The following is a 12952-nucleotide window of genomic DNA, read 5'->3' as shown; positions in this document are numbered from 1 at the left end:
TCCTACTTTCTGCGGCTGGCCGCCACTGCTTTACGCAGCTCTTTGAATGCCTGTGTCAGCGGTCTCTTGGCCGGGCATGTATATGCACAGCAGCCGCATTCCACACATTCCATACCGTTCAGCTTCTGGAATTTCTCCATGTCGTGACGCTCCGCGGCGTCCATCATCATCTGCGGCACAAGGTGTTCGGGACATACGTCCACACACTTGCCGCACCGGATACACGGAGTCGGATCCATCGCTGCAACCTGGTCTTTTGTGAATGTAGTCAGTGCGGAAGATGTCTTGGCCACCGGGAAGTTAAGGCTGAATAAAGCCTGGCCCATCATAGGTCCGCCGGAAATCATCTTCTCTGGTTCTTCCTTAAATCCGCCTGCGGCTTCTTTAAGTCTGTTGTAATTCGTTCCCAGCCTCACCTCAAAGTTCTGAGGATTCGCTACGGCATCGCCTGTTACCGTAATAATCTTACGCATCAGCGGCGTAGATTTGCAGACTGCATTATAAATAGCAGCCACAGTGTCAATGTTGTCAACAACACAGCCTGCGTCTGCCGGCAGCATGGAAGAATTGATTTCTCTTCCGGTAACGGCATAAATCAGGGTACGCTCACCGCCCTGCGGATACTTGGTAAGCAGCGGACATACCTCAATTCTCGGCTCGTCCTTTACCATCTCCGTCAGTTTCTTGATCGCTTCCGGTTTGTTATTCTCAATGCCGATGATTCCCTTTGCATTGTCAAATAACTGGAGGATGACTTTCAGTCCGCCGATAATCTGTTCCGGACGCTCCATCATCACACGGTAGTCGCTCGTAAGGTAAGGCTCGCACTCTGCGCCGTTCACAATTACGTGATCGATGGCAGCCTCATCCTTCGGCGTCAGCTTCACATGGGTTGGGAAACCGGCTCCGCCTAAGCCGACAATACCGGCTTCTTTAATGATATTTCTGATTTCTTCCTTAGAAAGCTTTGTGTAATCCCTCTCGTTACCAAAACCTTCAATCGCATTCTCTTCCCCATCGTTCTCTACGATGATAGACTGTACCATTGCACCATTCGCTACCAGTCTCGGTTCGATCCCCTTTACCGTACCGGAAACAGAACTTAAAACATTGGCGGAAATAAAGCCTCCTGCTTCTGCAATAATCTGACCTTTCAGTACCTGGTCGCCTTTGGCAACCAGCGGTTTTGCAGGAGCGCCAATGTGCTGGGACAGCGGATATACCATCTCTTCGCCCTTTTCAGGAGCGATTACCTGGATCGGTTTATCCTCAGACAGTTCTTTTCCCTCATAAGGATGAATGCCGCCTATAAATGTAGCCAAACCCATCAAATAAACCCTCTTTCTCTAGTTAGATTTTCTCTCCCGGATGTGAATTTTTTATCAGATTTTCGTGAATTTTTTATCACTTCCAGGGTTAAAAGCTATCGCGTATAGTATAGCATAGGTAAAAGTTTTTAACAATTGGGAAATTTAAGATAATCGACCGATTTTTGTATAAAAATTAATACAAAATTTATTTTTTTCAACCTGTGTTTCATACAGAAACGACAAAAAAGGCTGCCATAAATTTCCCATGACAGCCCATTCTTCGTATTGTTATTTAACAATTTTTCACCTGTAAAACAGGTAGAATGCCGGATGACGGGAGGCACATTCCGTTTCCACCGTGTCCGGTTCGGCCCCAATGTACGGCTCCCTTAATTCTACTTTTTCCCGCCGGTCCGGCCTTTCGTATTTCTGTTTTGTATAAGAGGGATCCAGAAACCATATCCGCTCCGGTCCGTCCGTACCGCGTCCATTTCCGTCTCCGTCCATCCCGGCCGCAAACAGATAATGGCCTCCGTCGGAGAAAATACCGTTCTTTCTCCCCACGTTCACCACCGCACAGCCGCCTTCTCCCAGGCATTTACGCAGGGCATCCATTTCTTCCGCCGTCTCAAACCGCAGCCCGTACGCTTCTGCCGCCGCCTCTCCAAGGCGCTTCATATCGGTTCCGAAAACATTGGCCCCCGATTCCATAGACAGCTCAATACACTCTTTGATAGGGAGAAGTTTCCCCGTCATAAATTCCACCACCATGCAGATGCAGCACAGGCCGCAGCCCGCCACGGCCACGCTGGGATAAGGTTTTTGCAAACGCTCCCCTCTTTCAAGCGTCGTAGGATACGGCACGCACGCATAATTAAGCTGGTTGACCGGCCTCAGGGAGGGCGGCTTCATCAGGCTTCCTCCCGCATCTTCTGTGCCGTCTGCGGTTTCAGCGCTCCGTCCGCTATCTCCTTCCAGTAATGGCAGGCTATGTAATGTCCGGTTCCCGCCTCCTCAAGCTTCGGTCCCGAGGCAAAGCACCGTTCCTGCGCATAAATGCACCTGCTGCAGAAACGGCATTTGTCGCCCGGATTGATCGGCGAGGTGATCTCGCCCCTCAGCAGGATCCGCTCCGTTTTCTGATGGATTTTCGGCCGCGGAATGGCAGACAGCAGCGCTTTTGTATACGGATGGAGCTGATTTCTGAACAGTTCCTTCGACTCACACATCTCCACCATCTGGCCGAGATACATCACCCCTATGTCATCCGAAATGTGTTTCACAACCGACAGGTCATGGGTGATAAAAATATAAGTAAGGCCCCTCTCCTCCTGCAAATCCTGCATCAGGTTCAGGATCTGCGCCTGAATCGACACATCCAGGGCCGAAACCGGTTCATCGCAGACGATGAATTTGGGATTCAGAGCCAGCGCCCTGGCAATCCCGATACGCTGGCGGCGGCCGCCGTCCAGCTCGTGAGGATATGTATTGTAAAGTCTTCCTGCAAGGCCTACCGTATCCATCAGCTTCAGCACCTCCCGGTCACAGTCGGATGAAGACGCACACATTTTGAATATTTTCAGCGGTTCTCCGATGATCTCGCTGACCGTCATACGGGGATTGATGGAGGAATAGGGATCCTGGAAAATCATCTGCATCTCCTGGTGCAGTTCCTTCATCGCATGGCGTCCCGGGTTTGAGATATCTTTGCCGTCAAACACAATGGTTCCTTCCGTGGGTTCCAGCAGGTGCAGGAGCACCCGGCCGAGCGTCGATTTGCCGCATCCCGACTCCCCTACGATTCCCAGGGTCTTTCCCTGTTCCAGCGTAAAGTTGATATCATCCACCGCGTGCAGCATCCCCTTGGGAGTGCTGAAATATTTCTTAAGTCCTTTTACTTCAAGCAGTGCCGCCATCTCTTACTCCTCCCTTCTTCCACCTTTTTGCCGCGGCAGGTGGCATTTCACCATATGGCCGGGCGCCGTCTCCCGGAGAGGCGGATCCTCTGCCAGGCACCGCCCGGTGCAGTGCGGACACCTGGGGCTGAACGAGCATCCCGCAGGAAGGTTCGTCGGATCCGGCATAAGGCCCGAGATGGGGCTGAGCCGCTCCGTGTCATTGTCGAGATCCGGAATGGAACCGAAGAGGCCGATCGTATACGGATGCTCCCCATGGTCGTAAATATCCTCCAGATTGCCGTACTCCACGATTTCACCGGCGTACATGATGGCAACCTTATCACAGACCTGGGCAACGACTCCCAGATCGTGGGTGATCAGGAGCATCGAAGTATTCAGCTTATCCTTTAAATCGGTCATCATCTCCAGCACCTGGGCCTGGATTGTCACATCCAGCGCCGTTGTCGGCTCATCGGCAATCAGAAGTTTGGGGTTACAGGCCAGGGCGATGGCGATCACCACCCTCTGCTTCATCCCTCCCGAAAACTGATGGGGATAATCCTGGTAGCGCTCCGCATTGATTCCCACCATCTGAAGCATCTCCTGGGCGCGGACGGAGGCCTCGGCCGGCGAGCACTGGTTGTGGAGCCGCACCACCTCCGCTATCTGATCCCCCACCGTCATAACCGGGTTTAAGGATGTCATGGGATCCTGGAAAATCATCGAGACTTCCCTGCCCCTCATTTTCCGCAGCTCGTGCTTTGACTTCGTCAGGACATTTTCTCCCTGGAATACGATTTCCCCGCCCACGATTCTTCCCGGCGGGTTTGGAACAAGGTTCATAATGGCGAGGGCCGTCGTCGTCTTGCCCGCCCCCGTCTCTCCCACAAGGCCCAGAGTCTCCCCTGCGACGAGATCAAACGACAGGTGATTCACGGCTTTCACCACGCTCTTTTCCTTGACATAGTGAACCGACAAATCGCGGACCGATAATATAGTTTCGCTCATTTCGTTCCTCCTTTACGTTTTCAGTCTGGGATCCAGGGCATCTCTTAAGCCGTCTCCAAACAGGTTCAGGCCGAAGATAATCATGGCAATGGCAACGCCCGGGAATGTGACAATCCACCATGCCTTCCTTATATAAGCGCGTCCCGCCGACAGCATGGCGCCCCATTCCGCCGAAGGAGGCTGGACGCCCAGTCCGATGAAACTTAAGGCCGACGCCTCCAGTATGGCTTTGGCAACGCTCATTGTAATCTGGACGATAATCGGAGCCAGACAGTTGGGCAGAATATGTTTCATAATAATACGGTAATCGGACGCGCCGATGGAACGGGCCGCTTCGATATACTCCTGCTCTTTCACCGAGAGGATCGAGGCGCGGACAATTCTCGCATAGGCCGGGACGGCTCCGATTGCAACGGCGATAATCACATTCCTGATTCCGTTTCCAAGGGCCGCCACAATTGAGATTCCCAAAAGAGTGCTCGGAATGGCCAGCATGATGTCGATCAGACGCATCAGGATATTGTCCGTCCTTCCGCCGTAGAAACCGGCTAAAGAACCGGCCAGCATGCCGATGACGGCCGATAAAGTCGCCGCCACGGCTCCTATCATCAGGGAATAGCGGCTGCCGAACACGATTCTGCTGAATATGTCGCGGCCGAATTCATCGGTGCCGAATAAGTGCTCGCCGCATGGTTTCATAAATTTCCTGGTCAGATCCTGCTCGTCCACGCCGTAGGGAGCGATAAAATCCGCAAATACCGCAATCAGTATCAGGATGACGATTAATGCCAGGCCGAACATTGCCAGCCTGTTTCTCTTCAGTCCGTTCCAGGTCTGGGTAAAAAGCCCCTCTTTTTTAATGGAGGAATAATCAATTGCATCATTTACCGCCGCTTCTGCTGTGCCTGCCATATGTTATTCCTCCTTTCCCGTCTTCTCTTCTGCCGCACCGGGTTTTTCGTTCTTACCGGCCTGCATAGGCGCCCTGGCCGGAACCGCTTTCCGGCCGGAGTTCTTATACTGTGACTTAATTCTCGGATCCACAAAGGCGTACAGGATGTCCACCAGCAGATTGACGATGGAGAAGGCGAACGCTATAAACAGGACTCCGCCCTGCACCATCGGATAATTCTTTACATTGATGGCATCCACCATCAGCTTTCCGATTCCCGGTATGGAGAAAATGGACTCCGCCAGAATCGCGCCGCCGAGCATGCCGCCGAAGGAAATTCCCACAACGGTGATAATCGGAATCAGCGCATTTTTAAGCGCATGGCGGAACACGATTACAATCTCCTTCTGCCCCTTTGCCCGCGCGGTTGTAATGTAATCCTGGCGGATGACCTCCAGCATCGCCGACCGCGTCTGGCGCATAATGGTGGCGCTGGACGCCATTCCCACGGTCAGGGAAGGCAGAATCCAGTGCAGGGGCGTATCAAACCCCGAGGGCGGCAGCACCTTAAAATGAACCGCAAAGATGATAATCAGCATCAGGCCGGTCCAGAAGTTCGGCATGGACACGCCGGTCAGGGCGAACACCGTCGCTATCTTGTCAAAGATGGAATACTGCTTCACCGCCGCTATCACTCCGGTCACGACTCCGATGACCGTGGCAAAGGAGACGCTTAGAACCGCCAGCGTCACGGTGGCCGGCACTCTCTGGAGAATCTCAATGGACACCGACTGTTTCGTCGTATAGGATTTTCCAAAATCAAATTTTGTCACAATGTTTTTTATGTAATTGAAATACTGTACCAGAAAGGGCTGATCAAGTCCCAGCTCACGGTGGAGCGTATTAATATTTTCCTGGGTGGCATCCATTCCCAGCATATACTCCGCGGGATCTCCGGGAGTAAAATACAGGAGGCTGAAAATAATCAGGGAGACGCCCAGCATGACGGGAATCAGCGCCAGTATACGTTTGAATATAAACTTGCTCATTAAACTCTCCTTCCGCATTGCCGTTAAGCGCACAGGTCTTTTGCCATTGGTCCGGCCCGGGCTACCGTCCGCTTTATGGGCGGGCGATAATCTCATCTACGATCTGTTCCATGTATTCGAGGGAGGCCTCCGTCATCTTCTTTCCTATCTCATAGGTCGCTTTTCTGGCGTCTCCCAGAGCTCCGTTTAACGATGCGTCGTTTTTCCAGCTCCAGGCGGCTCCGCCCTTTACAAAGGAATCATGGGTCAGCATGCTGTCCTGCATAATTCCCGGCACGCGCTCTTCCCGCACCGTCTCGGGACAGAGATAGAGGCAGGAACTGGTCTCCACCTCACAGGCATGGCCGATGAGCTTCGGCAGTCCCGTCAGCCCTCCGAGGGAAATTTCCGAACCGACCGCCGACCAGTATGCATCAATTTCATGGTTCTGCTTTAAACTAATCACCGCGCCTTCCAGAGCCGGAAAATTGCCGCCGTGTGCATTTAAAAACAGGATCTTTCTGATTCCGTGTTTTGCAATGGAAACGCCGATATCCACCAGCAGGTGCATCATCGTCTCCACCTGCAAAGTCACGGTGCCGGGGAAATCCATGTGGTGAAGGGACAGTCCGTACGGCACGCAGGGGAATACAACCACCTTATTTTTACAGCGCTCCGCCAGTTTCTCCGCGTACGCGGCCGCTCTGGCCGCGTCGGTCGCAAATGTGGTGTTGGGGCCGTGCTGTTCACAGGAACCTACCGGCACCAGAGCGACTTTAATATGTTTCATCTCGGCCTCAAGTTCCGGCCAGGTCAGGTTATTCATGATCAGTTTATCCAAAATCTTACCTCCTGTTTTTCTCTGAGACGTTTTTTAGTTACTGTTCGGCTACGGTGACGCCCGCAAAGGATGGGATGTTGCCCGGATCACAGTAGAAGTTTTCCACCTGGTCCGTAATCACGTAATTCACCGTCTTGTTTGCCACGCCTATCATGTAATACTGGTGGTAAATGTAGTCCTGAAGTTCCTCGTAAACGGCCGCTCTCTCCTTTGAATCGTAGGCGGCGCTTCCCTTGTCCAGAAGCTCGTCAATCTTCTTATCCACCGGTCTGAAAAAGCCGTCGCTTCTCGTGTCAAAATCCGCCAGGGCATGTCCCGGATCGCCTGTGGAGTAAGTTGCCGCCATGATTGTCACCTGATTGTCCCCGCGTCTGCCGGCCGCTATAATCTCGGAGGTGGATGCGGTGGAAATATTGGCCGTCACGCCGATCTCTTTCCACATGTTCTGTGCAATGACGCCGATGTTCTGCTGCTCTGAGCCGTTTGGAAGATTGAGTTCAATTGTGAGTCCGTCCGCGTAACCCGCTTCCGCCAGAAGTTCTTTTGCTTTCTCTACATTATATTCATGCTTTCCCTGTGATTGGTAGGCAAATACGGTGGACGGCATGACGCTCTCGCTGACCGTCGCATAATTTCCATATACCGTCTCCACCAGGGAGTCGAGATCCAGGGCCATGGACAGGGCCTGCCGGATTCTCACATCGCCGAGCACCTCATCATCCATGGAAAATACGATATAGGACATGCCGTAGCTGTCTCCGGACACCACTTCAAGTCCGTCCGTCTCCGCCAGTCTGTCCAGGTCGCCCGTGTCGGGATCCAGTACGATATCGGCATTGCCGGACTCGATCTCCAGCGCCCTGTTTGCCGTCTCCGTGATAAACTTCAGGGTGAGGGTGGAATAAGCCGGTTTTTCTCCCCAGTAGTTGTCATTGCGCTTTAAGGTGATACTGGTTCCGCTCACCCAGTTATCAAATGCAAACGGGCCCGTTCCTACGGGACTGCGTCCGAACTGGTCGTCTCCCATCTCCTCCACCGCTTTTTTACTCACAATGCCGCCCCTCGTCGAGGTCAGGTAATTGTATACGGCCGCAAACGGCGCTTTCGTCGCCACGTCCACGGTCAGCTCGTCCACCGCCTTCGTGTTTTCGGCGTCAAAGGAGGCAAAAATGGAAGCGCTGGACGGTTTTTCCGTGGCCCTCTTAATCGTGTAAGCCACATCCTCCGCCGTCATTTTTTCACCGTTGTGGAAATATACATTATCCCTCAGTTTAAAACGGATTGTCTTATCGTCTATCTGTTCCCAGCTCTCCGCAAGTCCGGGAACGATGTTGCCTTCCTCATCTTTTTTTACCAGTGTCTCAAAAATCTGTACCTGGGTGGTCATGGCCACCAGCTCCGTGTTTCCGTGAGGATCGATATTGGAGGGTTCCCCCTTAAGGACTGCAATCACTTCGTCCTTGACGGCCGCATTCCCCGCCGTCTCCCCCGCCGGGGCCTCGGTGCCGCTGCCGGTTCCCGCTTCGGAACCTGCCGGCGCTTCACTCTTACCGGAACAGCCTGCCAGAACGCCGGCCGCCAAAAGCATTGTCAGAAACAATCTCGTTTTTTTCATAACCTCTCTCCTTCTCCTTTGTATGATAGGTAAATAGTTTACAGAACTGCGTTTTTTGCAGGGCTGTGAATCGTAGCAAATCAACGGTTAACCTGTTTGTCCCCCTACAGCCAGTGAGCCTGATCCCAGAGCGTCAGCATCGTACCCAGATCCTGTCTGACCGCCTCCTCGAACAGAGTGTACCCCCATGAAACATCCTCCACCGGAAGACCGCCGGATATGAAAATAATTTTCTCGTCCTCGGACTTTCTCGGGCTTATCTTCCCCGCCGCAACGTCGCTCAGGCTCATCATGTTTTCCGCTTTTACCTTCCCCTGCTCCATCATCTTAAGCATCTGGTAGCTGGGCGCCCAGTCTTTCGTGCTCTCAATTCCGTCCGGATGCATCCTGCCCTCGTCGTACCACACCTCGTGCATCGGCCAGTAGTCGAAAACCACCTGATTTTCCAGCCAGCATTCCTCGGACAGCTCCGCATGGCCGGTGGCCGTAAACAGGCAGCCCGGCTTCAGCCACTCCCTGTCAATGACAACGGGCACCGGCCCTGCCGCTGCGACGCTGATGACATCGGAATCCACGACCGTATCCCTGAGATTGTCTTTTATAATAATTTCTATCTCATATTCTTTCCGGAATTCCTCGGCGAACGCCTCCGCGCTGGCCCTGACAATATCATTTAAATACAGCCGTTTTACCCCTGGCATGCTGTTTAAGATTCCCCTTGCGCATGCCCTGCTGATGACCCCGCAGCCAATTACGCCGAGGGACTCCGCATCCTTCTTTGCCAGATATTTGGCCGCCACGCCGGGTACGCTGCCCGTCCTCATCGCGCTCAGAAGATTGGCCGACATGATGCAAAGCGGCTCCCCGGTCACCACATCATTCAGCCCCACCATGAGAATCGAACGGGGAAGTCCCCTCTCTTTGGGATTCGTGATGTTGGAACCGTACCACTTCACGCCGCAGCAATTGTATCGTCCGCCTATGTAGGCAGGCATCGCCATATATCTCCGGTCCGGCCCTGCCACCGGCATACCCGGGAAGGGTGTTTCCTTTGGATACCAGAGCATACAGCCGTGGCTGCTCTGATTATAACCGCCCATCACAAAATCACCCGTTCCCAGAAGCTTGAATGTGTCGTCCATCACCTCCACGCATTTCCTGACGTCCAGCACTCCCGCTTTGATCATGTCAGGTTCGGATAAGAACCTGAATCCCACCTGTTTCCGTTCCATAAAATGCCCTCCATTTTTATTCACGGTACTCTTTCTGTAAAATACCTGAACTGCGTTTTTAAGCGCCGCTCTATGTCGTAAGCGCCTTTCTGATATGCTCCATCCCCTCCTCCAGATAAGCGCGGGGACAGGCGATGTTCAGGCGCAGGAACTGTTCATAGCCCTGCCCGTATTCCGATCCGAAGTTCAGCGCCACCTTCGCCTCATCCCGCATCTTATGGAACAACTCCTCCTCGGTAAACCGGTATCCGGAAAAATCCATCCACATCAGGTAAGTGCTCTCCGGCATGGAGGCCTTCACCTTTGGCAGATATTTTTTCACATAATCCAGGACAAAACGGGCGTTTCCTTCCAGATAGGAAAGCATCTCATCCACCCAGGGACCGCCCTTCTCATAGGCGGTTTCCGTCGCCCGGTAGGCAAACAGATTGAGATACAGGTGCATACCGGCCGCAAATTCTTCCACCTTCCGGCGCAGCGTCTCATTCTTTATCATGATGACCGACGATTTCAGCCCCGCAATGTTGAACGTCTTGCTGGGAGCGGTAATCATGATCGCGTCCTCGTCCACTTGCAAAATCGAGGTATGGCGGTGCCCGGGATATACAATGTCGTAGTGGATTTCGTCTGAAATAATCAGCACCCCGTATTCCCTGCAGAGAGCCGTGAGCCGTTTAAGCTCCTCCCCGCTCCACACCCTGCCCACCGGGTTGTGGGGACTGCACAGAATATAATATTTAACTCCTTCCCTGAAGTTCTTCTCTATGTCCTCAAAATCCAGCTCATATCTGCCGTTCCGGTAAAGGAGGGGCGATTCCGCCAGCTCATACCCAAGCCCTTTCACGACCGTAAAAAATGGGGAATAAACCGGAGGATTCAATAGGATTTTGTCTCCTTTCCCCGCAATAGCCAGGAGTACGACCGAAAGCGCCGTTATCACGCCCGGAGCCGGAAGCAGATGCTCTCTTAAAAGCTCCAGGCCGTGACGGTCCCGGTTCCACGAAATGATGCTGTCATAATACCCGTCACCGGCAAATGTATATCCGAACGTCATTCCGTCGTCCGCCCGTTCCCTGATTGCCCGGTTGATATCCGGCAGCACCGGGAAATCGGCATCCGCCACCCAGAACGGCATCAAATCATCTCTGCCGTAATCACGTCCCAGGGCGTCCCACTTCGTGCTGTCCGTATGCCTGCGCTGTAAAAGCACATCAAAATTATACATACACGCTCCTCCATCTCTAATCATTTATCTGCTTCTGTATTTATGTACTTCTTTGTTTAGCCTATTTTTAGTTAATCTGCTAAACTTTATATCTTAGTTATTTTATATCACTGACCGCCCTGTTTGTCAATATATATTCTGTATATTTTGATATATTATAATTATTTTTATTTAATAGTTTAATATATCATTCTTATATCTGGCTTTATTTCAATCTTCTTTCATAATTGCAGACTCTACAATAGGAAGACAAAACGCCGGCTCTGTTTTTTTGTGTGTGAGGATTTTTCTGCACTCACAAAAAGGCAAGAGGAAAAATACACTTTCCTCTTGCCTTCAGGCTGCTTATATTCAATTAAATAATTTCCGTCCGCTCAATCTTTATGCAAAAAATTTAGACCAGTATCCCTGGAAGAAAATATACAGTACAACCAGCGGTATTACATAAGAAACATAAACTCTGGCCCATGCCGGGAATTTCATGCCTCTTCCCTCATTGGCCTCCTTTGTGAAGTTCTTGAATCCCCAGCCGTAACGGCTTGTACAGAATAAAAGGTACACAAGGCTTCCCAGAGGAAGAAGGTTATTGCTGACGATAAAGTCCTCCAGATCAAGGATGGTAGATCCGGGGCCGAACGGAGTTACACCGCTCCACACATTGAATCCCAGCACACAGGGAAGGGATAAGAGTGTCACCGCAATCATATTGACAACAACTGCTTTCTTTACGCTGCATCCGGTCAGATCCGTTGCAAAGGAAACAATATTCTGGAATACGGCGATTACCGTGGAGGCTGCCGCAAAGGACATAAACAGGAAGAACAGCGTTCCCCAGAACCTGCCGCCCGGCATGTTGTTAAATACGTTCGGCAGCGTGATAAAAATCAGGCTGGGTCCCTGTCCCGGCTCAATATTGTATGCAAAACAGGCCGGGAAAATAATCAGACCGGCCATAAACGCCACCAGTGTGTCAAGGATTGTGACGCTGATCGCTTCTCCGGTCAGTCTTCTCTCTTTGCCGATATAGCTTCCGAAGATTGCAAGCGCTCCGATACCGATACTCAGCGTAAAGAAGGATTGTCCCAGGGCGGCAAATACCACCTCCCCGATTCCAGCCTCTTTTATCTTGTTAAAGTCAGGTTTCAGGTAGAATTCCAGTCCCGGACGGCTTCCTTCCATTCTCACGGAATTCACTGCCAGAACTACCATCAGCACAAGAAGGCTGACCATCATAAGCTTCGTAATCTTCTCGACTCCGCCCTGAAGTCCCATTGCACAGATGGAAAAACAGAATACAACGCAGAGCACCATGAATCCGATCATCAGGGACGGATTCGAAAGCATTGCGCCAAATTCTCCCGCCACTCCGTCCGCATCCAGGCCCACAAAATCGCCCGCCGCCATCTTGACGAAATACAGGAACAGCCATCCCGCAACGGTAGTATAAAACATCATAAGAATATAATTACCGGCCATTGCAAACCATTTCTCAATATGCCACTTACTGCCTTTCGGTTCCAGCACATCAAACGAAAGCGCCGCACTCTTCTGGCTCGCCCTGCCCACTGCAAACTCCATGACAATAATCGGAAGTCCCAAAAGCAAAAGGAATACCGCATAAATCAGAACAAAGGCCGCTCCTCCGTACTGACCAACTATGTACGGGAATCTCCAAACATTACCCAGGCCGATAGCACAGCCTGCGGAAATCAGGATAAATCCCAGACGTGATGAAAATTTTTCTCTGCCCATTACCATTCTCCTTTATAAATATACATATCTTAGCTAGTTTACTATATATTTCATCAAAAGACAAGGGATTAATTGAGATGTGAAGACGCCTCTGTGAGACGGCGGACGGGGGAGTGGGAGGGTGGATATGAGTCTTCAGTCCCGGTTTGTA

Annotated in this window: 11 protein-coding genes; all 11 read right to left on the bottom strand. The window is 51.8% G+C overall.

Going from position 1 to position 12952, the window contains the following annotated elements; genetic code table 11:
• Positions 1 to 2: 2 nt before the first annotated feature.
• The gene (gene rsxC, locus QZT18_RS13500; RefSeq protein WP_294148525.1) at positions 3 to 1328 is read right to left on the bottom strand and encodes an electron transport complex subunit RsxC; all 1326 of its coding nucleotides are present in this window, start codon (positions 1326 to 1328) and stop codon (positions 3 to 5) included.
• A gap of 285 nt (positions 1329 to 1613) precedes the next feature.
• Entirely contained in the window at positions 1614 to 2222 is a 609-nt protein-coding gene (locus QZT18_RS13495) for a hypothetical protein (RefSeq protein WP_294148524.1), read from the bottom strand.
• The gene (locus tag QZT18_RS13490; RefSeq protein ID WP_294148523.1) at positions 2222 to 3226 is read right to left on the bottom strand and encodes an ABC transporter ATP-binding protein; all 1005 of its coding nucleotides are present in this window, start codon (positions 3224 to 3226) and stop codon (positions 2222 to 2224) included. Before QZT18_RS13490 ends, QZT18_RS13495 begins: the two co-directional genes overlap by 1 nt.
• A 3-nt stretch (positions 3227 to 3229) precedes the next feature.
• A complete protein-coding gene (locus QZT18_RS13485; protein WP_294148522.1) occupies positions 3230 to 4216 on the bottom strand; it encodes an ABC transporter ATP-binding protein in 987 nt (328 codons plus the stop codon).
• Positions 4217 to 4228: 12 nt separating this feature from the next.
• The gene (locus tag QZT18_RS13480; protein WP_294148521.1) at positions 4229 to 5128 is read right to left on the bottom strand and encodes an ABC transporter permease; all 900 of its coding nucleotides are present in this window, start codon (positions 5126 to 5128) and stop codon (positions 4229 to 4231) included.
• 3 nt (positions 5129 to 5131) lie between these two features.
• Positions 5132 to 6157 carry a nickel ABC transporter permease gene (gene nikB, locus QZT18_RS13475; RefSeq protein WP_294148520.1) on the bottom strand — a complete coding sequence of 342 codons (1026 nt, stop codon included), beginning with the start codon at positions 6155 to 6157 and terminating at the stop codon, positions 5132 to 5134.
• 73 nt (positions 6158 to 6230) lie between these two features.
• Entirely contained in the window at positions 6231 to 6977 is a 747-nt protein-coding gene (locus QZT18_RS13470) for a creatininase family protein (RefSeq protein WP_294148519.1), read from the bottom strand.
• A 37-nt stretch (positions 6978 to 7014) separates the two neighbouring features.
• The gene (locus QZT18_RS13465; protein ID WP_294148518.1) at positions 7015 to 8592 is read right to left on the bottom strand and encodes an ABC transporter substrate-binding protein; all 1578 of its coding nucleotides are present in this window, start codon (positions 8590 to 8592) and stop codon (positions 7015 to 7017) included.
• Between the two features lie 104 nt (positions 8593 to 8696).
• Entirely contained in the window at positions 8697 to 9824 is a 1128-nt protein-coding gene (locus tag QZT18_RS13460; protein WP_227029316.1) for a tyramine oxidase subunit B, read from the bottom strand.
• A 70-nt stretch (positions 9825 to 9894) separates the two neighbouring features.
• On the bottom strand, positions 9895 to 11049 hold the full coding sequence (locus QZT18_RS13455; protein WP_294148517.1) for a MalY/PatB family protein: 1155 nt from the start codon (positions 11047 to 11049) through the stop codon (positions 9895 to 9897).
• A 381-nt stretch (positions 11050 to 11430) separates the two neighbouring features.
• On the bottom strand, positions 11431 to 12801 hold the full coding sequence (locus tag QZT18_RS13450) for a sodium-dependent transporter (protein ID WP_294148516.1): 1371 nt from the start codon (positions 12799 to 12801) through the stop codon (positions 11431 to 11433).
• Positions 12802 to 12952 lie beyond the last annotated feature (151 nt).

Origin of the sequence: uncultured Clostridium sp. (assembly GCF_900547735.1) — a bacterium.
Classification (GTDB): domain Bacteria; phylum Bacillota; class Clostridia; order Lachnospirales; family Lachnospiraceae; genus Otoolea.
This window is presented reverse-complemented; position numbering and strand designations above follow the sequence as displayed.

Coding starts and splice junctions, on each gene's coding strand:
- rsxC (WP_294148525.1), bottom strand. CDS start 1,328: ATGGGTTTGGCTACATTTATAGGCGGCATTCATCCTTATGAGGGAAAA.
- QZT18_RS13495 (WP_294148524.1), bottom strand. CDS start 2,222: ATGAAGCCGCCCTCCCTGAGGCCGGTCAACCAGCTTAATTATGCGTGC.
- QZT18_RS13490 (WP_294148523.1), bottom strand. CDS start 3,226: ATGGCGGCACTGCTTGAAGTAAAAGGACTTAAGAAATATTTCAGCACT.
- QZT18_RS13485 (WP_294148522.1), bottom strand. CDS start 4,216: ATGAGCGAAACTATATTATCGGTCCGCGATTTGTCGGTTCACTATGTC.
- QZT18_RS13480 (WP_294148521.1), bottom strand. CDS start 5,128: ATGGCAGGCACAGCAGAAGCGGCGGTAAATGATGCAATTGATTATTCC.
- nikB (WP_294148520.1), bottom strand. CDS start 6,157: ATGAGCAAGTTTATATTCAAACGTATACTGGCGCTGATTCCCGTCATG.
- QZT18_RS13465 (WP_294148518.1), bottom strand. CDS start 8,592: ATGAAAAAAACGAGATTGTTTCTGACAATGCTTTTGGCGGCCGGCGTT.
- QZT18_RS13460 (WP_227029316.1), bottom strand. CDS start 9,824: ATGGAACGGAAACAGGTGGGATTCAGGTTCTTATCCGAACCTGACATG.
- QZT18_RS13455 (WP_294148517.1), bottom strand. CDS start 11,049: ATGTATAATTTTGATGTGCTTTTACAGCGCAGGCATACGGACAGCACG.
- QZT18_RS13450 (WP_294148516.1), bottom strand. CDS start 12,801: ATGGGCAGAGAAAAATTTTCATCACGTCTGGGATTTATCCTGATTTCC.